This window comes from Antarcticirhabdus aurantiaca, assembly GCF_009765365.1.
GTDB classification, from domain to species: Bacteria; Pseudomonadota; Alphaproteobacteria; order Rhizobiales; family Rhizobiaceae; genus Antarcticirhabdus; species Antarcticirhabdus aurantiaca.
This window is the reverse complement of record NZ_VTOM01000005.1, coordinates 94,310-114,652: the sequence shown is the minus strand read 5'-3', so window position 1 is coordinate 114,652 and position 20,343 is coordinate 94,310. Positions and strand designations below refer to the sequence as shown.

At 70.3% G+C, this 20,343-nt stretch carries 24 protein-coding genes; 13 read left to right on the top strand and 11 right to left on the bottom strand.

Translation table 11 applies throughout. The features are described from left to right. Positions 1-48 precede the first annotated feature (48 nt). From FZN60_RS07630 to FZN60_RS07600, 7 genes are read left to right on the top strand one after another with little or no spacing between them, the layout of a single operon-like run. Positions 49-1,734, top strand: a complete 1,686-nt coding sequence (locus FZN60_RS07630) for a nitrite/sulfite reductase (protein WP_158872772.1) — start codon at positions 49-51, stop codon at positions 1,732-1,734. Then, on the top strand, positions 1,731-2,270 hold the full coding sequence (locus tag FZN60_RS07625) for a DUF934 domain-containing protein (RefSeq protein ID WP_158872770.1): 540 nt from the start codon (positions 1,731-1,733) through the stop codon (positions 2,268-2,270). Before FZN60_RS07630 ends, FZN60_RS07625 begins: the two co-directional genes overlap by 4 nt. Then, a complete protein-coding gene (locus FZN60_RS07620) occupies positions 2,263-3,066 on the top strand; it encodes a phosphoadenylyl-sulfate reductase (RefSeq protein ID WP_158872768.1) in 804 nt (267 codons plus the stop codon). The genes FZN60_RS07625 and FZN60_RS07620 overlap by 8 nt, the downstream gene beginning before the upstream one ends. After that, on the top strand, positions 3,063-3,965 hold the full coding sequence (gene cysD, locus FZN60_RS07615) for a sulfate adenylyltransferase subunit CysD (protein ID WP_158872766.1): 903 nt from the start codon (positions 3,063-3,065) through the stop codon (positions 3,963-3,965). Before FZN60_RS07620 ends, cysD begins: the two co-directional genes overlap by 4 nt. A gap of 2 nt (positions 3,966-3,967) precedes the next feature. Continuing rightward, positions 3,968-5,779: a sulfate adenylyltransferase subunit CysN gene (cysN, locus tag FZN60_RS07610; RefSeq protein WP_158872764.1), complete on the top strand. Its 1,812-nt coding sequence runs from the start codon at positions 3,968-3,970 to the stop codon at positions 5,777-5,779. A gap of 4 nt (positions 5,780-5,783) precedes the next feature. Then, positions 5,784-5,963, top strand: a complete 180-nt coding sequence (locus tag FZN60_RS07605; RefSeq protein WP_158872762.1) for a hypothetical protein — start codon at positions 5,784-5,786, stop codon at positions 5,961-5,963. A 59-nt stretch (positions 5,964-6,022) separates the two neighbouring features. Continuing rightward, positions 6,023-6,940: an SHOCT domain-containing protein gene (locus tag FZN60_RS07600; RefSeq protein ID WP_158872760.1), complete on the top strand. Its 918-nt coding sequence runs from the start codon at positions 6,023-6,025 to the stop codon at positions 6,938-6,940. 81 nt (positions 6,941-7,021) lie between these two features. On the opposite strand, the gene dnaA is transcribed toward FZN60_RS07600, so the two are convergent. Beyond that, positions 7,022-8,548 (bottom strand): chromosomal replication initiator protein DnaA, encoded by a 1,527-nt coding sequence (gene dnaA, locus FZN60_RS07595; protein WP_158872758.1) that lies wholly within the window; start codon positions 8,546-8,548, stop codon positions 7,022-7,024. A 92-nt stretch (positions 8,549-8,640) separates the two neighbouring features. Next, positions 8,641-9,075: a rhodanese-like domain-containing protein gene (locus tag FZN60_RS07590; RefSeq protein WP_158872755.1), complete on the bottom strand. Its 435-nt coding sequence runs from the start codon at positions 9,073-9,075 to the stop codon at positions 8,641-8,643. Between the two features lie 671 nt (positions 9,076-9,746). Between FZN60_RS07590 and FZN60_RS07585 the strand changes: the two genes are divergently transcribed. After that, positions 9,747-10,394 carry a LysE family translocator gene (locus FZN60_RS07585; RefSeq protein WP_158872753.1) on the top strand — a complete coding sequence of 216 codons (648 nt, stop codon included), beginning with the start codon at positions 9,747-9,749 and terminating at the stop codon, positions 10,392-10,394. A gap of 6 nt (positions 10,395-10,400) precedes the next feature. Here FZN60_RS07585 and FZN60_RS07580 read toward each other — a convergent pair whose 3' ends face one another. The 8 genes from FZN60_RS07580 to ubiE form a co-directional block, all read right to left on the bottom strand. Continuing rightward, entirely contained in the window at positions 10,401-11,060 is a 660-nt protein-coding gene (locus FZN60_RS07580; protein WP_158872751.1) for a glutathione S-transferase family protein, read from the bottom strand. Positions 11,061-11,123: 63 nt separating this feature from the next. Continuing rightward, complete coding sequence (locus FZN60_RS07575) at positions 11,124-11,312, bottom strand: hypothetical protein (protein WP_158872749.1); 189 nt, start codon at positions 11,310-11,312, stop codon at positions 11,124-11,126. Positions 11,313-11,359: 47 nt separating this feature from the next. Next, a complete protein-coding gene (gene dut, locus FZN60_RS07570; RefSeq protein ID WP_158872747.1) occupies positions 11,360-11,833 on the bottom strand; it encodes a dUTP diphosphatase in 474 nt (157 codons plus the stop codon). Then, positions 11,830-13,056: a bifunctional phosphopantothenoylcysteine decarboxylase/phosphopantothenate--cysteine ligase CoaBC gene (gene coaBC / locus FZN60_RS07565; RefSeq protein WP_158872745.1), complete on the bottom strand. Its 1,227-nt coding sequence runs from the start codon at positions 13,054-13,056 to the stop codon at positions 11,830-11,832. Before coaBC ends, dut begins: the two co-directional genes overlap by 4 nt. Beyond that, positions 13,053-13,454: a type II toxin-antitoxin system VapC family toxin gene (locus FZN60_RS07560; protein WP_199266513.1), complete on the bottom strand. Its 402-nt coding sequence runs from the start codon at positions 13,452-13,454 to the stop codon at positions 13,053-13,055. Before FZN60_RS07560 ends, coaBC begins: the two co-directional genes overlap by 4 nt. Beyond that, positions 13,451-13,714 carry a FitA-like ribbon-helix-helix domain-containing protein gene (locus FZN60_RS07555; protein ID WP_158872743.1) on the bottom strand — a complete coding sequence of 88 codons (264 nt, stop codon included), beginning with the start codon at positions 13,712-13,714 and terminating at the stop codon, positions 13,451-13,453. Before FZN60_RS07555 ends, FZN60_RS07560 begins: the two co-directional genes overlap by 4 nt. A gap of 63 nt (positions 13,715-13,777) precedes the next feature. After that, positions 13,778-15,379 carry a 2-polyprenylphenol 6-hydroxylase gene (gene ubiB, locus FZN60_RS07550; protein WP_158872741.1) on the bottom strand — a complete coding sequence of 534 codons (1,602 nt, stop codon included), beginning with the start codon at positions 15,377-15,379 and terminating at the stop codon, positions 13,778-13,780. Positions 15,380-15,397: 18 nt separating this feature from the next. Next, entirely contained in the window at positions 15,398-16,177 is a 780-nt protein-coding gene (ubiE, locus tag FZN60_RS07545) for a bifunctional demethylmenaquinone methyltransferase/2-methoxy-6-polyprenyl-1,4-benzoquinol methylase UbiE (protein WP_158872739.1), read from the bottom strand. Between the two features lie 120 nt (positions 16,178-16,297). Here ubiE and mutM point away from each other — a divergent pair, with 120 nt between their 5' ends. Both mutM and FZN60_RS07535 read left to right on the top strand, forming a co-directional pair. Further along, positions 16,298-17,200, top strand: coding sequence for a bifunctional DNA-formamidopyrimidine glycosylase/DNA-(apurinic or apyrimidinic site) lyase (gene mutM / locus FZN60_RS07540; RefSeq protein ID WP_158872737.1), 903 nt, complete (start codon positions 16,298-16,300; stop codon positions 17,198-17,200). Continuing rightward, the gene (locus tag FZN60_RS07535; protein ID WP_158872735.1) at positions 17,197-17,538 is read left to right on the top strand and encodes a hypothetical protein; all 342 of its coding nucleotides are present in this window, start codon (positions 17,197-17,199) and stop codon (positions 17,536-17,538) included. The genes mutM and FZN60_RS07535 overlap by 4 nt, the downstream gene beginning before the upstream one ends. Here FZN60_RS07535 and FZN60_RS07530 read toward each other — a convergent pair. Beyond that, complete coding sequence (locus FZN60_RS07530; RefSeq protein WP_158872733.1) at positions 17,510-17,752, bottom strand: hypothetical protein; 243 nt, start codon at positions 17,750-17,752, stop codon at positions 17,510-17,512. The genes FZN60_RS07535 and FZN60_RS07530 overlap by 29 nt on opposite strands. 119 nt (positions 17,753-17,871) lie before the next feature. Between FZN60_RS07530 and FZN60_RS07525 the strand changes: the two genes are divergently transcribed. The 3 genes from FZN60_RS07525 to FZN60_RS07515 all read left to right on the top strand — a co-directional run bounded on the left by FZN60_RS07525 (position 17,872) and on the right by FZN60_RS07515 (position 20,328). Continuing rightward, positions 17,872-18,738 carry a LysR family transcriptional regulator gene (locus tag FZN60_RS07525; RefSeq protein WP_158872731.1) on the top strand — a complete coding sequence of 289 codons (867 nt, stop codon included), beginning with the start codon at positions 17,872-17,874 and terminating at the stop codon, positions 18,736-18,738. Positions 18,739-18,897: 159 nt separating this feature from the next. Continuing rightward, on the top strand, positions 18,898-19,182 hold the full coding sequence (gene rpsT / locus FZN60_RS07520) for a 30S ribosomal protein S20 (RefSeq protein ID WP_158872729.1): 285 nt from the start codon (positions 18,898-18,900) through the stop codon (positions 19,180-19,182). A gap of 273 nt (positions 19,183-19,455) precedes the next feature. Continuing rightward, positions 19,456-20,328 carry an SDR family oxidoreductase gene (locus tag FZN60_RS07515; protein ID WP_158872727.1) on the top strand — a complete coding sequence of 291 codons (873 nt, stop codon included), beginning with the start codon at positions 19,456-19,458 and terminating at the stop codon, positions 20,326-20,328. Positions 20,329-20,343: the final 15 nt, after the last annotated feature.

The window sequence follows — 20,343 nt, the reverse complement described above, 5'->3', positions numbered from 1 at the left end:
CCGGCAGGCAGCCGAGCCGAGACGGCGCCCGCGACGAGGACAGTTCCCATGTACCGCTACGACGAGTTCGACGAGCGCTTCGTGCGCGACCGGGTCCGCCAGTTCCGCAGCCAGGTGGAGCGCCGCCTCGACGGCTCGCTCTCGGACGACGAGTTCAAGCCGCTGCGGCTGAAGAACGGGCTCTATCTCCAGCTCCACGCCTACATGCTGCGTGTCGCCGTGCCCTACGGCACGCTCGACTCGCGCCAGCTGCGCCAGCTCGCCCTGATCGCCGAGAAGTACGACAAGGGCTACGCCCACTTCACCACGCGCCAGAACCTTCAATACAACTGGCCGAAGCTGAAGGACGTGCCGGACATCCTCGACCTCCTGGCGGACGTCGAGATGCACGCGATCCAGACGAGCGGTAACTGCATCCGCAACGTCACCTCCGACCAGTTCGCGGGCGTCGCGAAGGACGAGGTCGAGGATCCGCGCGTCACCGCCGAGCTGATCCGGCAGTGGTCGAGCCTCCATCCCGAATTCGTCTGGCTGCCGCGCAAGTTCAAGATCGCGGTCACGGGCGCCGAACACGACCGCGCGGCGATCAAGGTCCACGATATCGGCATCCGCATCCTGCGGCACGCGGAGACGAACGAGGTCGGCTACGAGATCGTGGTCGGCGGCGGTCTCGGCCGCACGCCGATGATCGGCAAGGTGGTGCGCTCCTTCCTGCCGAAGGCGGAGCTGCTCGCCTATCTCGAAGCGATCCTGCGCGTCTATAATGCCGAGGGCCGGCGCGACAACAAGTTCAAGGCCCGCGTGAAGATCCTCGTTCACGAGACCGGCGAGGAGGAGTTCCGCGCCCGCGTCGAGGCGGAATACGCCAAGCTGAACGGCCCGACCGTCAACGCCCCCGAGGGCGAGGTCGAGCGCATCGCCGCCTACTTCGCGCCGCCGGCCTACGAGACGCTGCCCGAGCGCTCGCAAGCGCTGGAGACCGCGCGGGCGAGCGACCCGGCGCTCGACCGCTTCGTCGAGCAGAACGGCTTCGCCCACAAGGTGCCGGGCTACATCGCGCTGACCGTGTCCCTGAAGGGCATCGGCGAGGTGCCGGGCGACATGACCGACGCGCAGATGCGCGCCTTCGCCGACATCGCCGAGCGCTATTCCAAGGACGAACTGCGGGTGACGCACTCGCAGAACCTCGTCCTGCCGCACGTGAAGCAGGACGACGTCCCCGAGGTGTTCGCTGCGCTGAAGGCCAACGGCCTCGCCACGGCCAATGCCGGGCTCATCACCGACATCATCGCTTGCCCGGGCCTCGACTACTGCGCGCTCGCGACCGCGAAATCGATCCCGATCGCGCAGGCGATCTCGAAGACCTTCGCCGACGACGACCGCCAGCGCGAGATCGGCGAGCTGCCGATCAAGATCTCCGGCTGCATCAATGCCTGCGGCCACCACCATGTCGGCGCGATCGGCATCCTCGGCCTCGAGAAGTCGGGCGTCGAGAACTACCAGATCACGGTGGGCGGCGACGCTTCGGAGAACGCCGCACTCGGCGAGCGTGTCGGGCCCGGCATCGACGCCGATCAGGTGCCCGGCGCCGTGGAGGCGCTGGTCTCCGTCTACCTTCGCGAGCGCCAGGGCTCCGAGCGCTTCGTCGACACGGTGCGCCGCGCCGGCCTCGACCCGTTCAAGGCGGGCTTCCAGGCCTTCGTGTCCGGCGCCGGCCAGGAGGCCGCGGAATGACCACGACCACCATCCTCATCCGCCCCGAAGGCCAGGTCGCCGACGAGTGGAGCGTGGCTGCCACGGCCGCCGACCTGTCGCTGGTGGAAGGCCCTGCCATCGTGCCCTTCGAGGCGATCGACGCCGCGCTCGCCGAGCGCCGCAACGCGCCGCTCGGGCTCCACCTGCCGAACCACGTGGCGATCGATGCCGTCGAGCCGTACCTGACGCAGGTCGCCCTCGTTTCCGTCGCCTTCCCCGCCTTCTCGGACGGGCGCGGCTTCAGCCTCGCCAAGCGCATCCGCCGCGCCGGCTTCACCGGCACGCTGCGGGCGACCGGCCCGCTGATCGCCGACCAGTTCGCCGACGCGCTCGCCTGCGGCTTCGACGAGGTGGCGCTTCCCGAGGCTGTCGCCGAGCGCCAGCCGGCCGAGCAGTGGGTCGAGGCGCGCGGGATCGTCCGCGACCACTACCAGTCCGGCTACGAGGGCGGCACCTCGATCCTCGAACAGCGCCGCGCCGCAGCCGCGGCCAAGGCGGAGGGCTCCCATGCATGACGGCTCCGACACGGACGGCCTGAAACGCCTCGCGGCCGAGTTCAACGAGACGTTCCAGCGCCTCGACCCGGCCGGGCGTCTGGCGCTCCTCGCCGAGCGCATTCCCGGCCGCGTCGTCTTCACGACGAGCCTCGGCATCGAGGACCAGATGATCACCCATCTGATCTTCTCGAACCGCCTGAAGATCGAGGTGAAGACGCTCGACACCGGGCGCCTCTTTCCCGAGACCTACACGCTCTGGCGCAAGACCGAGGAGCAGTACGGCCGCCGCATCAAGGCGCTCTACCCGCAGGCCGAAGCGCTGGAAGCCCTCGTCGACGACCAGGGCATCGACGGCTTCTACTTCGCGCCGGAGTTCCGCAAGAACTGCTGCGGCGTGCGGAAGGTGGAGCCGCTCGGCCGGGCGCTGAAGGGCGCGGCCGGCTGGGTCACGGGCCTTCGCCGCGACCAGTCCGCGAACCGCTCCGACATGGAATTCGTCGGCTTCGACGCGGCGCGCGGCCTCGTCAAGGCCAACCCGATCTTCGACTGGACGCGCGACGCCATCGTCGCCTTCACCAAGGAGAACGGCGTCCCCGTCAACCCGCTGCACGAGCAGGGCTTCCTCTCCATCGGCTGCGCCCCTTGCACGCGCGCCATCCGCCCCGGCGAGCCCGAGCGGGCCGGCCGCTGGTGGTGGGAGGAGGAGACCAAGCGCGAATGCGGGCTCCACGTCGACGGCGCGGGCAACCCCGTCCGCGACCTCGACAACCGCCCCGCCCACGGCGACGCCGCGTTCGAAAGGCTGCCGCAATGAAGCCCATGAGCCACCTGAAGCGCCTCGAGGCCGAGTCGATCTTCATCATCCGCGAGGTCGCGGCGACGGCCGAGAACCCGGTGATGCTCTACTCCATCGGCAAGGACTCGGCGGTCATGCTGCACCTTGCGATGAAGGCCTTCGCGCCGGGCAAGCCGCCCTTCCCGCTGCTCCACGTCGACACGACCTGGAAGTTCCGCGAGATGATCGAGTTTCGCGACCGGCGGGCCAAGGAGCTCGGCCTCGACCTCATCGTCCACATCAACGAGGAGGGCGTGAAGGCCGGGGTCAACCCCTTCGATTCGGGCTCGCGCGTCCACACCGACGTGATGAAGACCGAAGGGCTGAAGCAGGCGCTGAACAAGTACAAGTTCGACGCGGCCTTCGGCGGCGCGCGGCGCGACGAGGAAAAGAGCCGCGCCAAGGAGCGCATCTTCTCGCTGCGCTCGGCCGAGCACCGCTGGGAGCCGAAGTCGCAGCGCCCCGAGCCCTGGCGCCTGTTCAACACCCGCAAGAAGCCGGGCGAGAGCTTCCGCGTCTTCCCCTTGTCCAACTGGACGGAAGCGGACGTGTGGGACTACATCGCGCTGGAGAAGATCCCCGTGGTGCCGCTCTACTTCGCCGCGCCCCGGCCGATCGTCAGGCGTGACGGCGCGCTCATCATGCGCGACGACGAGCGCATGAAGCTGCAGCCCGGCGAGAGCGTCGAGACGATGACCGTCCGCTTCCGCACGCTCGGCTGCTACCCGCTGACCGGCGCCGTGGAGTCCGAGGCCGGCGACCTCGACTCCATCATGGCCGAGATGCGCGGCAGCCGCACCTCCGAGCGCCAGGGCCGCGTCATCGACCGCGACTCCGGCGCCTCGATGGAAGACAAGAAGCAGGAAGGCTACTTCTGACGATGAGCACGAGCGCCCTTCAAAAGCGGCTCGCCGACGGCGAGACCGTGCCCGGCGACGTCGTCGGCTCCGTCGACGAGGCCCCCATCAACGAGAAGGCCCTGGCCGCCGACGAGACCTTCGCCGGTCCTGCGCCCGACCTCGGCGACGCGGGCGCGCCCTTGCGCGTCATCGACCCGCAGGCGGGCATGGAGCCCGTTGCCTCGCCGTCCGAGACGCTGCTGCGCTTCATCACCTGCGGCTCGGTGGACGACGGCAAGTCGACGCTGATCGGGCGCCTCCTGTTCGAGACGGACGCCGTCTTCGACGACCAGATGGAAGCGCTGGAGCGCGACTCGAAGAAGTTCGGCACGACGGGCGGCGATCTCGACTTCGCCCTTCTCGTCGACGGCCTCTCGGCCGAGCGCGAGCAGGGCATCACCATCGACGTCGCCTATCGCTACTTCTCGGCGCGCGGCCGCGCCTTCATCATCGCCGACACGCCGGGGCACGAGCAGTACACCCGCAACATGGCGACGGGCGCCTCCCAGGCCGAGCTCGCGGTGATCCTCGTCGACGCGCGGAAGGGGATCCTGCCCCAGACCCGCCGCCACTCCTTCATCACCTCCATGGTCGGCATCAAGTCGGTCGTGGTGGCGGTGAACAAGATGGACCTCGTCGGGTGGTCTGAAGAGACCTTCGAGGCCATCCGGCGCGAGTACCAGACGCTGCTCCCGGCGCTCGGCTTCACCGACATCGTCTTTATCCCGCTCTCGGCCAAGCTCGGCGACAACCTTGCGGATCGCTCGCCGAATACGCCCTGGTATTCCGGGCCGACGCTGCTCGACCACCTCGCGCAGGTGCGTCCCGCGACCTTCGACGAGAGCGGCGGCCCCTTCCGCTTTCCCGTGCAGTGGGTGAACCGGCCGAACCTCGACTTCCGCGGCTTCTCCGGCACGGTCGCCTCCGGCGCCGTTTCGGTCGGCGCGCGCGTCAAGGTGCTCGCGAGCGGCCAGGTCTCGACGGTGAAGGCGATCCTCGGTCCGGACGGCGACCAGTCGTCGGCCGAGGCCGGCGAGTCCGTGACGATCAGCCTGTCGGACGAGATCGACGCCTCGCGCGGCGATGTCATCGCGCTGGAGGCGGATAGCCTGGTGCCGCAGCGCCGGATCGACGCCGACATCCTCTGGATGGTCGAGCGGCCGCTGGTGGCCGGCGGGCGCTTCGTCGCCCGCATCGCCAGCGCCCAGACGCCCGCCACGGTGCGCGCGCTGAACGCGTCGATCGACATCCACACCTACGAGGACCGCCCGGCCAACGCGCTGCTCGCCAACGGCATCGGGCGTGTCACGATCACGCTCGACCGCCCGACCGTCGTCGCGCCTTACGTCGAGGCGCGCGAGCTCGGCGCCTTCATCCTGATCGACCCGCTGACCAACGAGACCGTCGCGCTCGGGCTCGTTCGCCGCCTCGTCGACGTGGACGCGCAAGGCATCGAGCCCGTCGAGATCGCGGCGCCCGGCGAAGCGCCCCCCGCGAGCCCCTTCGAGCGCCGGGCGCGGCAGCTTCGCTCGCTCTGGCTCGCCCGGCCCGCCATGGCCGCGGCGGGGCACTCGGCGCTCGTCGCCTCGCGCGCAGCCTCATCGCTGGTTCTCGTCGCGCTCTTCGGCATCGTTCTCGGCCTGCCGTTCCTTGCCGCCCTCCTTCTCGGGGCTCTCGACTTCGTGTTGCGACCCTTCCTCCACGCCGTCGTTGTCAAGGCATGGGAGCGACGATCCGCACGGATCGGCGGCGTTCCGGGTCAAAGCGACGTCCGGGACGGAGAAGGGATTTAAGGCCATGACCATCGACAAGCGGCGGGCCGCGCCCGCTCATCCGCCCGGGCGACGACGCTTCGCGCTCGGGCCCGTCCGCCTGGAGGCCGCGCTCTTCGCCGCGGCCCTGGCTTTCTGCGCCGTGTTTCTTTTCGGCGGCTTCGGCGAGGCCGGATCGTTTCACGTCGCCTCCGCGTTCCACTGAACCATCAACCCTGGCGGGAACCGCCGGCGGTGCATTGCGCTGAAAGGACGGCGGCGGCCATGAGCAGGGAGAGCGGATCGGGCGACGGCGCGCTGGACGAGATCGCGGCGCGGTTCGGGATCGGCCGCGACAGCGTCGAGACCATGCTGCGGGCGGTGGTCGCAGGCGGCGGAAGCATGGCGCAGTTCAACATCGTCGAGCTCGGCGGCCCCGGCCAGTGGATGCGCGGCGGCATGACCATGGTCGGCAACATGTTCGACAACGAGCTGCGCGCCCGCGTCGACCGCCTCGCCACCGAACTCGCCACCCTCTATTTCGACCCGCCCTTCACGCTCCAGCGCGAGCTGGCGGGCGCGTCCGGCCGCACCGGCACCGACACCGGCGCGCCGCAGGGCGGCAGCCGATCGCCATGGCAGGACGGACAGGGGACGGGCGGCATGCAGAGCCAGAGCCAGGGCGGTTTCGGTGGGACGGGGTTCGGAGGCGGCGGCAACTGGTGGCCGGGCGATCTCGGACACCCCTCGACGGCGGGCGCCCAGAACGATTCGCGCTACGCCTACTTTCCGCAGTCGCGTCGGCTCGCGATCCAGCGCGGCGGCGGTGCCGTCGAGCTCTACGACACCACCGGCTACGACATCTCGGGCGTCAGCCAGCAGCAAGGCGGCTTCGGCTCGGCGACCTTCTCCAGCGCGCAGGGACCCGTGCCCCTCGACCGCCTGCCGCGCGTCGGCGGCGCGAGCGACAACAAGCCGGCGGCGGGTTCGAGCTCGCATCCCGCTCGCGGTACGGCCTCGCAGGACACCTCCTCCGCTGGCTCCGTTCCCGCGCCCGAAGCGCCCTCCCCGGGCAAGTCCTCGGGCGGGAGCCACGGCGAAATCCTCGACGCCCTGGAGCGCCTGGGCGCCCTGAAGGAGAAGGGCATCCTCAGCGAAGCCGAATTCGCCGAGAAGAAGCGGGATCTGCTGGCCCGCCTCTGATCCGCGGCTGGCACGGCGGCGGAGCCGCCGAACCGTCCCTGTTCCCGAGGGGACAGGAGGCAGCGAAAGGACGATGGGTCCTTATTCCTCGATCATGCGGCGGATGAGGTCGAGCTCCTCGGCGAGCTTCTCGTCCTTGGCCCGCTCGTTCTCGATCTTGCGCACCGCATGGAGCACCGTCGTGTGATCGCGCCCGCCGAAGCGGCGGCCGATCTCGGGCAGCGAGCGCGGCGTCATGGTCTTGGCGAGATACATGGCGATCTGGCGCGGGCGCACGATGGTGCGCGTGCGCCGGGCCGAGAGGATGTCGGTCCGCGCCACGTTGTAGTGGCGCGAGACGAACTTCAGGATGTCCTCGATGCGCACCCGCTTCTCGCCGCCCTGACGCGTGACCTGCGTAAGGAGATCGTCGAGGTGCTCGGGCGAGAGCGGCTGGCCGACGGCGTGGCGGAAGGCGATCTGGTTGAAGATGCCTTCGAGGTCGCGCCCCGAGCCCGCGACGCGGCGCGCGATGGTCTCGATGGCCCCGCGGTCGAGGTTGAAGCTCGGATCGTCGCGGCGCATGGCCTCGGTGCGCGTGCCGATGATGTCGCGGCGCATGTCGAAGTCGGGCGAGACGATCTCGAGCGACACGCCGCCGGCGAGCCGCGACTTCACCCGCGGGTCGAGGCTTTCCAACTCGAAGGCCGGGCGGTCGGCGGCGCAGATCACCTGGCGCGCGGAGTCGATCAGGGCGTTGAGGAGGTGGCAGAACTCCTGCTGGATCGACTTGCCCTGCAGGAACTGCATGTCGTCGATGACGAGGATGTCGATGCCGCGCAGGGTTTCCTTGAAGTCGAGCGCCTGGTTGTCGCGGATCGCGGTGGCGAAGCGCCACATGAAGCTTTCGGCCGTGAGGTAGACGACGCGCGGCCGGTCGGGGCGCGTCGCCGCGGCGTTGGCGATGGCCTGAAGGAGATGCGTCTTGCCCAGGCCCACGCTCGCATGGATGAAGAGCGGGTTGAAGCGCACCGACTGCGGGCCGTTCTCGGCGACGGCGCGCGCCGCGGCGAGCGCCACGCGGTTCGAGGGCCCCTCCACGAAGGTCTCGAAGACGTAGCGCGGGTCGAGCGGCGAGCTCCAGTCGGGGGCGCCGGCCCCGGCCCTGGCGGATGCCGCCTCCTGGCCCTCGGTCCCGCCACGGGCCGAGCGGGCCGTGCCGGCGGAGGTCGCCGCGTTCGAGCGGACGGGCGTGAGCGCGGCGGCCGGGTGAACGGCGCCGGCGGTCTGCTGGGCGCCGGAGGAGGCCTCGCCCTGGGCCTGGGGCGCGAGGCGCGGCGGGCTGGAGCGCACGGCGCTGCGCACGGCGACGTCGACGCGCAGCGTGCCCGGCACTTCCGCCCGGAAGGTCTCCGTCAGGAGGTCGCGATAGTGGGTCTGGATCCAGTTGCGCAGGAAGGCGGTCGGCACTGAAACCTGGACGACGCCCTTGCCCAGCGCGTCGAGCTTCATGCGCTGGAACCAGGAGGCATAGATGTCGTGACCGAGCTGCGCCTTCAGCCGCGCCGACACCCGCTCCAGGATGTCCGATTCGCCGCGAGCCGGGCCGTCTGTCACGCTTGCCGTCATGGATGGGCCTGTTCTTCTTGTCGTTGTGGGATGTGAGGGGCGGTCGGGACGCGGGGGCTGAGCCGGTCCGAAGGCGTCGAAGGTGCCGACGCTCATCGCTGCGACCAGGGCAGGCCGGCGGCCTTCCAGCCCGCGAGCCGGCCGCGATGGGCCTCCTCGTCCGGGGGCCCCTCGAAGCCGTCGAGGACGTTGTAGCTGTTGGCGAAGCCCGCCCGCGTCGCAGCCACCGCCCCGGCGATGGAGCGAACGCCCGAGCGGCACAGGAAATAAAGGCTGGATTGCGTCGAGCCGCCCGCCTGCGTCACCGCCTCGGCGAGGCGCTCGGCGAAGTCCGGTGCGACGGCCATGGACGGGTAGCTCTGCCACTCGATGAGCACGGGCGCGCGGCCGATCGCCTGCAGGTCGGGAAGGCCGACATAGCTCCACTCGGCGTGGGTGCGCACGTCGACGAGGAAGCTGTCGGGTTCACCGGCGAGCGCCTGCCAGCAGGTCCTGACATCGACGTCGCCCTTGTAGCCTTCGGCCATGACGAGAAACTCTCCCTTGCCCCTCGACCCCGCGCGGATCGCTCCGCGCCGCCTCCGGGCAGCAGCAAACCGGCGCCCCGAACCCACGCAGGGGCCCGGACCGGGTACGAACATCCAATCGATCGAAACGAAGACTCAGTGAGCCGTTCCGGCCTCGAATCCCAGACTCACACGGTATGGAAAAGATTTGGATAACAAGGCTTGTCCCCATCCTTTGCAGGACCGTCATCTTGCCGCAGTCGGGAAAGTACGGGCGTGGCCGCCGGCCGGCAAGGCAGAGTCCGGCACCGCCGTCACGGATCTGCCGCAAGCCCCGCGCAATTTCCGGATCGAGGCCCGCGGACAAGTTCTCCAAGCATATGAATCGGATAGCGAATCCAAGGGAAGGCGCGCCTCGTGCGCGTTCGCCGACGACACGATGATTCTTTTTCGGCGGGTGCGACTTGACTCGCCGAGGTTCCCAGGACGCCCGAACCACGACCTTCAGTTGATTCGTCGACCTGGCGCAAACCTCTGATTCGGCGTGATTTTTTTTGCGCTCGGCGAGCCTCGCTCCAAGCCCTCGCCTGGTCTGCGAATCGACACATGACGGGAGCGTGACGCCCGGCGCGCTTTCCGCCGTCCCGCCCCTTCGGCTAAGAAGCGACGCTTCTTCGACAAGGCCGACGCCCATGTCCTTTCTGCCCGACGCGGCGACCCTCGCCGCCTTCACCCTCGCCGCCCTCGTCCTCACGGTGACGCCCGGGCCGGACATGACGCTTTATCTCGGGCGGACCTTCGCCGCCGGCCCGCGCGCCGGGCTCGCCGCCTATGCCGGCGCGTCGACGGGCTCGCTCGTCCACACGGCGCTGGCCGCGCTCGGGCTGTCGGCGCTTCTCGCGGCCTCGCCGACCGCCTTCCTGATGCTGAAGGTCGCGGGCGCGGCCTATCTCCTCTGGCTGGCGATCCAGGCGATCCGCCACGGCTCGGCCCTCCCCGCCGGAGACGCGGCCGGGATCCGGCGCGAGCGTCCCCCGCTCCTGCGCGAATGGGCCAAGGGCCTGTCGATCAACCTCTTGAACCCGAAGATCGTCCTGTTCTTCGTCGCCTTCCTGCCGTCCTTCGTGTCGGTGAACGACCCGCATGCCGCGGGCAAGCTCTTCTTCCTCGGGCTCTATTTCGTGGTCTTCGCCGCTCCCCTCAACGTCGCCTTCATTCTTCTCGCCGACCGGCTGTCGCTCGCGCTGCGGCGGCGCCCGGCGATCGTCCGGGCGATCGACTGGCTCTTCGCGGGCGTCTTCTCGGTGTTCGCGGCGAAGATCCTCCTCGCCCGCGCCTGACGACGCTCAGGCATAGGCGTAGGGGCCGCCGCGCTCCAGGGCGCGCCGGTAGGCGGGGCGCGCCTGGATGCGGGCGACGAAGTCGCGAAGGCGGGGCCGCCCGGAATAGTCGAGCCGCTTGGCCCCGGCCTCGACGGGAAAGCTCATCATGATGTCGGCGGCGGAAAGCTCCGGTCCGGCGAACCAGCCGGTGCCCGCCAGTGCGCCCTCCCAGTAGTCGAGGAGAGCCTCGATCTGGGGCGCCAGGAAGCGCGCGTCGGCCGTCGCCATCGCCTTGCCGATGATCGGGCGCACGAGGCGGGGACCCTGGGCCGCGATGCGGTTGAAGACGAGCCGCATGACGAGCGGCGGCATGGCCGTTCCCTCGGCATGGTGGAGGAAGTGCCGGGCGGTCCAGAAATCGGTCGAGCCCGGCTGCGGCATCAGCCGGCCGTTCGCGTGGCGTTCGATGACGTAATTGACGATGGCGCCGGTCTCGGCGAGGCGCAGCGAACCGTCCTCGATCACCGGCGAGCGGCCGAGCGGATGCACCGCCTTCAGTTCGGGCGGCGCACGATAGTCCCGCGTTCGCTCGTAGCGTCTGACCTCGTAGGCGAGGCCGAGTTCTTCGAGAAGCCAGAGGACGCGCTGCGAGCGGGAGTCCTGGAGATGGTGGACCGTGATCATGAACCGGCGAACGAGCGGTCGCCGACTTGGTTCACGCCGTCCACCCTGCGCGGTGCCAGACCGTCAGCCGATGAGGGCGATCAGCGCGCCGACGATCGTCGCTCCGCCGACGGGCGCGAGCAGGAGCAGGAGGACGTTGAACCCGACGATCGCGGCGAGCCCGCGCTGCTGCCCGGGCGTGAGCCGCGGGCGCTTCGGTTCGGGTCGTGGCGGCGGCGGCGGCATGGGTTCTGCGCGGAAGTCGACGAACATCGGCCTCTCCTTTCCCGCAAGGCGCGGCGCCCGCTCGCCGGCAGCGCCTAGCGGCGGCCCGTGGAGCCGAAGCCGCCGGCGCCGCGCGATGTCTCGTCGAGCGTGTCCGCCAGATCGAAGATGGCGCGCGTGACCGGCGCGAACAGCGCCTGCGCGATTCGGTCGCCGTTCCGGATCTCGAAGGGCTCGTCGCCGAGATTGACGAGGAGCACCATGACCTCGCCGCGATAATCGCTGTCGACCGTGCCCGGCGCGTTGAGAACGGTGACGCCGTGGCGCGCGGCGAGCCCCGAGCGCGGCCGCACCTGCATCTCGAAGCCCTCCGGCACGGCGACGGCGAGCCCGGTCGGGACGGCGGCCCGCCCGCCCGGCGGCAGGATCATCGCCTCGCCCTCCGGCAGGCAGGCGCGAAGGTCGGCGCCGGCCGCCCCTTCCGTCGCGTAGTGCGGCAGCGCGTCCGCGGACGCCGCCTCGCCGCGCAGGCGACGCACGAGGACGCGGATCGTTGCGGGCGCGCTCATGGCCGGTCCTTGTCCGCCAGCATCGCGGCGAGGCGCTGGGCGAGCTTCTCGGCGACGGCATCCTTGGCCATCGTCTCCCAGGTCTCGACGCCTTGCGCCGTCACGAGATGGACGGTGTTGGCGTTGCCGCCCATCACGCCGCCTTCCGCGGACACGTCGTTGGCGACGATCATATCGGCTCCCTTGGCGGCCAGCTTGACGCCGGCATTGGCGAGGAGGTCGGCCGTCTCGGCGGCGAAGCCGACCACGAGACGCGGGCGGCGGGAACCGGTCCCGACGGTCTTGAGGATGTCCGGATTCAGCGTCAGGCGCAGCGGCTCCGGCTCGGCGCCGGGCCGCTTCTTCAGCTTGGTCGGTGCCTGGCTTTCCGTCCGCCAGTCGGCGACGGCCGCGACGAACACCGCGAGGTCGACCGGCAGGCGCGCCTCGACGGCGGCCAGCATCTCGCGCGCCGTCTCGACGTGGACGGTCTCGACGCCCGGCGGATCGGGGATCGCGACGGGGCCCGAGACGAGCCGCACGGCCGCCCCGAGCCGCGCGAGCGCGGCGGCGATGGCGTGGCCCTGCCGGCCGGAGGAGCGGTTGGCGATGTAGCGCACCGGATCGATCGGCTCGTGCGTCGGCCCGGAGGTGACGAGCGCCGTGCGCCCGGCGAGCGGCCCGTCGGCCGGGCCGGCGAGAAGGGCTTCGAGCGCGGCAACGATCGCCAAGGGCTCCGCCATGCGCCCGAGCCCGGCTTCGCCGCTCTCGGCCATCTCGCCCGCGTCCGGCCCGACGAAGCGGATGCCGTCGGACGTCAGCCGATCCAGACTGCGGCGCGTGGCGGGATGGCTCCACATGGCCGGGTTCATGGCGGGCGCGAGGAGCACCGGCGCGCGGGTGGCGAGAAGAATCGCGCCGGCGAGGTCGTCGGCGATGCCCGCCGCCATCTTCGCCATGCGATCAGCGGTCGCCGGCGCGACGATCACCGCGTCGCAATTGCGGGCGAGGCGGATATGTCCGACGTCGTGCTCGTCGTCCCGGCTGAACAGGTCCGAATAGACTTTCGCCGCGGCGAGCGCGCCGAGGCTCAGGGGCGTGACGAACTCCGCCGCCCCCCGCGTCATCACCGGCACGACGATCGCGCCGCGCTCGCGCAGGCGCCGGACGAGGTCGAGCGCCTTGTAGGCCGCGATGCCCCCGCCGACGACGAGAAGGACTCGTTTGGACTGGAGCGTGGTCATGCGGGATGGGCCGGAGCGATGTCGGTGTGCACGAAGTCGTCGCCCTTGAAGAACAGCGGCGCGCCAAGGCTGCGGGCGAGAGCGTAGGCGAAGCAGTCGCCGAAGTTGAGGCGGGCAGGATGGCCGGAGCCGCGGCCGTAGCATCGATAGGCTTCGGTTCCCGCCCGGACCTGCGCCTCGTCGACCGGTCGGACCGTGGTTCTCAGCTCCCGCAGAAGCGCGTCGAGATGGACGAGACCGTCCGGTCCCCACTTGCTGAGAACCACGATGGACAATTCCAGCGCAGTGCCGGCCGACATCACCGTTGCTAGCGCCAAAGTCGCACGGTCCGTCAGTTCGGCCGCATCCGGCTCGTCTCCGAGGATCGCGACGACTGCAGAGGTGTCGAGGACGATCACTCGGTTCCGTCCGAAAGGGCGTCGGAGAAGGCCTTCAGGTCGAACGGCTCCTTGGGTGGTCGTCCGAGCGCCCGGATACGCGCGATGCGCGCTTGGCGCTGCTCCTCGGTCTCGGTCGGAATGGCGGCTTTCTCCTCCCGCGCCACCCGCTCCAGCGCGGCGCGGATCTCTTCGTCCAGCGAGCGGCCGTTGGCGGCGGCGCGGGTTTCCAGGCGGCGCACGAGGTCGTCGTCGAGGTTGCGGATCGTCAGGTCGCCCATGCCATCCTCCTTGGAAACGCCGGGAGCATAGGAAGCGCCGCGCTCACGCGCAACGCGGCAGCCTTACCCGCCCACCGCCATGCTCCAGGCGATGGCCGCCAGCGAGACGGCGATCGTCACCACCGCGATCTTGGTCACGATGATGCCGGGCTTGGTATCCTGGACGAGCTCGACCAGCGTGTCGTCGTTGAGGCGGATGCCGTTCTCGATGAGGTCGGGAAGCTCGCGGGCGAGGATCTCCAATCCTTGCGTCAGCTCCGGCGTATGGCGCAGGAGCCGCCCGACCGCCACGACGGATTCCTGGAACTCGCGCAGGCGCGCGGCGGGTCCCAGCTCGTGGAGGATGTAGTCGGACACGACCGGCTCGGCCGCGACCCACATGTTGAACTTCGGGTCGAAGGAGCGCGCGACGCCCTCCACCACCACCATGGTCTTCTGGAGGAGCACCAGTTCGGGGCGCGCCCGCATGTCGAAGAGCTCGGTCACCTCGAAGAGCAGCGACAGGAGGTGGCCCATCGAGATCGTCTCGGCGGGCTGGCCGTAGATCGGCTCGCCGATGGCGCGCAGCGCCTGCGCGAAGCTCGCGACGTCCTGCCCGCGCGGCACGTAGCCCGCTTCGAAGTGCAGCTCGGCGACGCGCCGGTAGTCGCGGCGGATGAAGCCGTAGAGGATCTCGGCGAGGAAGCGCTTGGACTGGTCGTTCAGGCGCCCGACGATGCCGAGGTCGACCGCCACCACCGCGCCGTCGGGCGCGACGAAGAGGTTCCCCTGGTGCATGTCGGCATGGAAGAAGCCGTCGCGCATCGCGTGGCGCAGGAAGGACTGGACGACGGTGACGGCGAGCGCCTGCATGTCGTGGCCGGCCTGCCGGATGGCCTCGACGTCGCTCATCTTGATGCCGTCGATCCACTCCATGGTGAGAACGTCGCGGCCCGTGCGCTCCCAATCGATGCGCGGCACGCGGAAGCCAGAATCCTCGGCCGTGTTGTCGCCCATCTCGGAGGCCGCAGCCGCCTCGAGGCGCAGATCCATCTCGATGCGCGTCGACTGGGCGAGCGTCTGGACCACGGCCTTGGGCCGCAGGCGCCGCGAGGAGGGCACGAAGCGCTCCAGGAACCGGGCGATGAAGGCGAAGGTGTCGAGCTCGCGCCGGAAGCGCTGGCGGACCCCGGGCCGGATCACCTTCACCGCGGCGAAGCGCTCGCTGCCGTCGGGATTGCGGATGCGGGCCTTGTAGACCTGCGCGACGGACGCCGCGCCGACGACCTCGCCGAGCTCGATGAACAGCTCGTCGACGCGGCGCCCGAGCGTCAGCTCGATCTCGGCGACCGCCGCGGCATCGGGAAAGGGCGGCACCTTGTCCTGGAGCTGGCCGAGCCGGCGGGCGATGTCGAGCCCGACGATATCGGGCCGGGTCGCCAGGAACTGGCCGAGCTTGACGTAGGAGGGGCCGAGGCGCTGGAGCGCGCGTGGCAGCCCTTCCCCCGGCACGACGCCCGGCTTGCGACCGCTCGGGGGCTTGCGGGCGAGGAGCTTGGCCATGCGGTGGAGAAGCGCCGGCCCGGGCGGCAGCCCGTCGCCCGGAAAGGAGGCGAAGACGCCTTCCCGCGTCAGGACCCAGGTCGCGCGCAGGAGCGCGAAGGTGCCGGTGATCGGATTGGACAAGGGGTTCTGACTTCGCCTCTAGAGCTTCCAGCCCGAATGGAGCGCAGCGATGCCGCCGGTGAAGTTGCGGTGGGACACGCGCTCGAAGCCCGCCTCGCGGATCATCGATTCGAAGTTCGCCTGGTTGGGGAAGCGGCGGATCGATTCGACGAGATATTCGTAGGACTGACGGTCCTTGGCGACGAGCTCGCCGATGCGCGGGATCGCCCGGAACGACCATTCCTCGTAGACGCGGTCGAGGCCGGGAACGTCCACTTCCGAGAACTCCAGGCAGAGGAAGCGCCCGCCCGGCTTCAGGACCCGGAAGGCCTCGGACAGCGCCTTGTCGATGCGCGGCACGTTCCGGATGCCGAAGGCGATGGTGTAGGCGTCGAAGGTGGAGTCGGGAAGGTCGAGCGCCTCGGCATTGCCCTCGACGAAGACGAGGTTGGCGTCGAGCCCGCGCTTCTTGGCGCGCTCCGCGCCGACGGCGAGCATCGAGGCGTTGATGTCGAGAACGGTCCCGTGCGCCTTGCCGCCCGAGGCGTTGACGATGCGCTCGGCGACGTCCCCCGTGCCGCCCGCGACGTCGATGAAGCGCCATCCGGCCCGGCGGGGAGGCGCGAGCCAGGACACCATCGCGCTCTTCCAGGCGCGGTGGAGCCCGCCCGACATCAGGTCGTTCATCAGGTCGTAGCGCTCGGCGACGCGGTGGAACACGTCGTTGACGCGGGCCTGCTTCTCCGCGCCCCCGCCGACCGTTTCGAAGCCGTAGGCGGTTTCCATCGCCTCGGCGGCGGTGACACGCTCTCGCGACATTGACGCTTTCCCCGCGGCCCAACACTTATTGCGAGAGGGGGCGGCCAACGCCCCCTCGTGACAATCGGTCGGCGCGAAAGCTTCCCGCGCCGCCGACCCGAACCGCGGACTTAATCGAAAATGCCCGAATTACCAGAGGTCGAGACGGTGCGCCGCGGCCTCGCCCCCGTGATGGAGGGCGCGCGCGTCGCATCGGTGGAGCTGCGCCGGACGGGTCTGCGCTTCCCCTTCGAGGAGGGCTTCGCCGAGCGTATCGCCGGCCGCCGGATCGAGGCGCTCGGCCGGCGGGCGAAGTATCTCGTGGCGCGGCTCGAAGGCGACCTCCTCCTCGCCATGCATCTGGGCATGTCGGGATCCTTCCGCATCGAATCGCCTTCGGGCGCGGGTGCGGTCGAGACGCCCGGCGCCTTCCACCATCCGCGCTCGGAGGACCGGCTGCACGACCACGTGCTCTTCCATCTGGCAAGCGACGCCGCCCCGCCGGCCCGCATCGTCTTCAACGATCCCCGCCGCTTCGGCTACATGACGCTGATCCGGGCCGCCGAGATGGACGCCCACCCGCACTTCAAGGGCCTCGGCGTCGAGCCGGTCGGCGACGCCTTGAGCGCCGAGCACCTCGCGCCGCTCTTTGCCGGCCGCCTCGCGCCCTTGAAGGCCGTGCTCCTCGACCAGCGGGTGATCGCGGGCCTCGGCAACATCTATGTCTGCGAGGCGCTCTGGCGGGCCAAGCTCCACCCGGCCCGCGCCGCCGGCACGCTGGTGACGAAGAGCGGCCGCCCGAGCGCCAAGCTCGCCGAACTCACCCGCCACATCCGCGAAACCATCGCCGACGCGATCCACGCCGGCGGCTCCACGCTGAAGGACTACCGGCAGGCGGATGGGAGCCTCGGCTACTTCCAGCACAGCTTCTCCGTCTACGACCGGGAAGGCGAGCCCTGCCCGCGCCTCGACTGCTCCGGCACGGTGGAGCGCATCGTCCAGAGCGGCCGCTCTACCTTCTACTGCCCGCGCTGCCAGAGATGAGCGCCGCCTATCCCGACACGCCGGACGGCCGCTACTTCCTCGCCAAGGGACGGCTCTGGCGCAGGAGCGACCCGCGCCTGTCCGACAAGGCGCGCGCGGCCCACGTGAAGATCCTGATGAACGCCCGCCGCGCCGTGAAGGCCGCCAAGGCGGCGGGGGACGAGGACGCGCTGAAGCGCGCCCGCAGCGCGGTCGACGCCGCCAAGTGCGCGCTCGGCGAGCGCGGCCCCGTCTGGTGGGAGGACGGCGCTCCCGACTACACCCGGCACGCCCCGGCGAGCACGCCCTACGCGGCCTGGGCCGAGGGGCTCACGATTGCCAGCGATCCCAATCGCTGATCCGCGACACGTCGAGGCGGCGCTCCGCATCCTCGCGCGAGACGCCGGCATCGTCGAGAAGGCGGTCGCCGCGCTTGGCGAGGAGATCGAGAAGCGCCGGCTGCTCGGCTCGGCGCGTCCGCCATTCGGCGAGAACGGCCGGCAGGCGCGCGGACAGTTCCCTGGCGGCACGGGCGAGGGCGGGAAGCAGGACGGTCGGGCGGATGATGGCCATGGGAGCGGCTCCTTCGAACCAGTCTCCCGCGCCCGGCCGGCATTTGGCCAACGAGTTTCCACGCGCTCAGCAATGAGCTAGACTCATGGCGGAGCTTGCGGCGAACGGGACGGTCGCGGATGTCACTCGGCCTCGACAGCGATCTCCTGAAAACCTTCGTGGCGGTGGTCGACTCCGGCAACTTCACGCGCGCCGGCGAGATCGTCGGGCGCACGCAGTCGGCGATCAGCCTTCAAATCAAGCGGCTGGAAGACGTCGTCGGCGCGCCGCTGTTCCAGCGCGGGCCCCGCGGCGTCGAGCCGACCGACAAGGCGGCGCTCCTCCTGCCCAATGCCAGGCGCATCCTGGCGCTGATGGAGGAAACGGTTGCCGTCGTCGCGAGCCGCCCCTTGCAGGGACCCGTGCGGATCGGCGTGCCGGAGGAATACGTCCAGACGATCCTGCCCCATGCCCTCGGGTCCTTCGCCAAGCGCCATCCGCTGGTGGAGGTGACCGTGCGCTACGGCTCGTCCCTCGACAATCGCGCCGCCGTCGAGGCGGGCCGGCTGGATCTCGCCGTCGTGTTCGAGCCGGAGGGCAAGGCCACGGCCGAATGGCTCGCCACCGATCCGACGGTCTGGACGACGTCGACGATCCACGCCGTCCACGAGCAGGACCCCGTGCCGGTCGCCCTCGACGACACGCCCGGCTGGTGCCGGGAGGCGATGCTGAGCGCGCTGGTGCGGGACAGCATCCGCTTTCGCGTCGCCTTCTCGGCGGACACGGCGGCCCAGCTCCACGCGGCGGTGACCTCGGGCCTCGCGATCGCGCCGCTGTCGCGCAGCAGCCTGCCGCCGCTCTGCCGCGAGCTCGGAGCAACCGACGGCTTCGGCCCCATCGATTCGGCGCAGGTCGGTCTCGTCCAGGCGCCGCAGGGCGCGAGCCCGGCGGTCCTCGGCATGTGCCAGGCCGTGCGGGACGCCTTCGCGCAGCGCTTCGGCGCGTGACGATTCAACGACGATCCGATTGACGACGGCGGGCGGGGCGACTATAGAGACCCCCATGTTTTCGGCCGCGCGCCGCCGCGCGGCCTTTTTCGTTGCGCGTTCGGCCACTTGGCCTTGCCGCGGACGAGCCCCGGACCGAACGAGAACAAAGAAGAGATCATGGCCAACACCTCCTCGGCCAAGAAGGCCACGCGCAAGATCGCCCGCCGGACCGCCGTCAACACCGCGCGCCGCTCGCGCGTGCGCACCTTCCTGCGCAAGGTCGAGGAGGCGATCGCCTCCGGCGACCACGGCGCCGCGCAGGCCGCCTTCAAGGCCGCGGAGCCGGAGATGATGCGCGCCGCCTCCAAGGGCGTGTTCCACAAGAACACCGCCAGCCGCAAGATCTCGCGCCTGTCGGCGCGCGTGAAGGCCGTCGGCACCGCCGCCACCGCCACCGCCTGATCCATCGAGCCCGCGCGCCGCGCGGGATTCGAGCTTTGCTTCTTTGCTTCGAAGAGGCCGCCCGGGATCCGTTCCCGAGGCGGCCTCTTCGCGTTCGAGCCTCGGCTCCGCGACGTCCCGAAGCCGAGAGCCGGCTATGAAAGCGTGATCGGCCTCGTCCGGAACAGGTGTCGACCCCAGGGCTTTGGCCTGCGAACCCTTTTCGCAGGTCGCCGCGAGATGCCTCCCGCTCCCGCGCGCCCGCCTGCTCCCGATCCGGAGCCGAAACGCGCCATGACCGTCGATCCGACCAGCCGCTATCCCAAGCCCCCCTTCCCCGAGCAGTCGCAGCCCATGCCCGGCCGCACGGCCGACATGACCCCGCAGCCCGACCACGGCGAGAGCAGCTACAAGGGCGCGGGCAAGCTCCAGGGCCGCGCCGCTATCGTCACCGGCGGCGATTCCGGCATCGGCCGGGCAGTCGCCATCGCCTTCGCACGCGAGGGCGCCGACGTCCTGATCTCCTATCTCAGCGAGGACGAGGACGCGAAGGAAACGGCCAAGTGGGTCGAAGAGGCCGGGCGCCGCGCGATCCTGATGCCGGGCGACATCCAGGAAGAGGCGCACTGCCGCGCCATCGTCGACAAGGCCATGTCCGAGTTCGGCCGGCTCGACGTCCTCGTCAACAACGCCGCCCACCAGAAGACCATCCAGTCGCTGGACGACTTGGACGCGAAGGAGTGGGACACGACCTTCCGCACCAATATCTATTCGATGTTCTTCCTGTCCAAGGCGGCGGTGAAGGTGATGAAGCCGGGCGGCGCGATCATCAACACGACGTCGATCAACGCCGACCAGCCGACGCCGGGCCTCCTCGCCTACGCAACCACCAAGGGCGCCATCGCGAACTTCACGGCGGGCCTTGCCGGTCTCGTCGCCGAGCAGGGCATCCGCGTCAACGCGGTCGCGCCCGGCCCGATCTGGACGCCGCTGATCCCTTCCACGATGGAAACGGAGAAGGTGAAGAGCTTCGGCGAAAACACGCCGCTCGGCCGCGCCGGCCAGCCGGCGGAACTCGCCGGCGCCTACGTGCTTCTCGCCTCCGACGAGGGCAGCTACATCACCGGCGCGATCATTCCCGTCACCGGCGGACGGCCCATGCTCTGAGCCGCGAGGAGACCG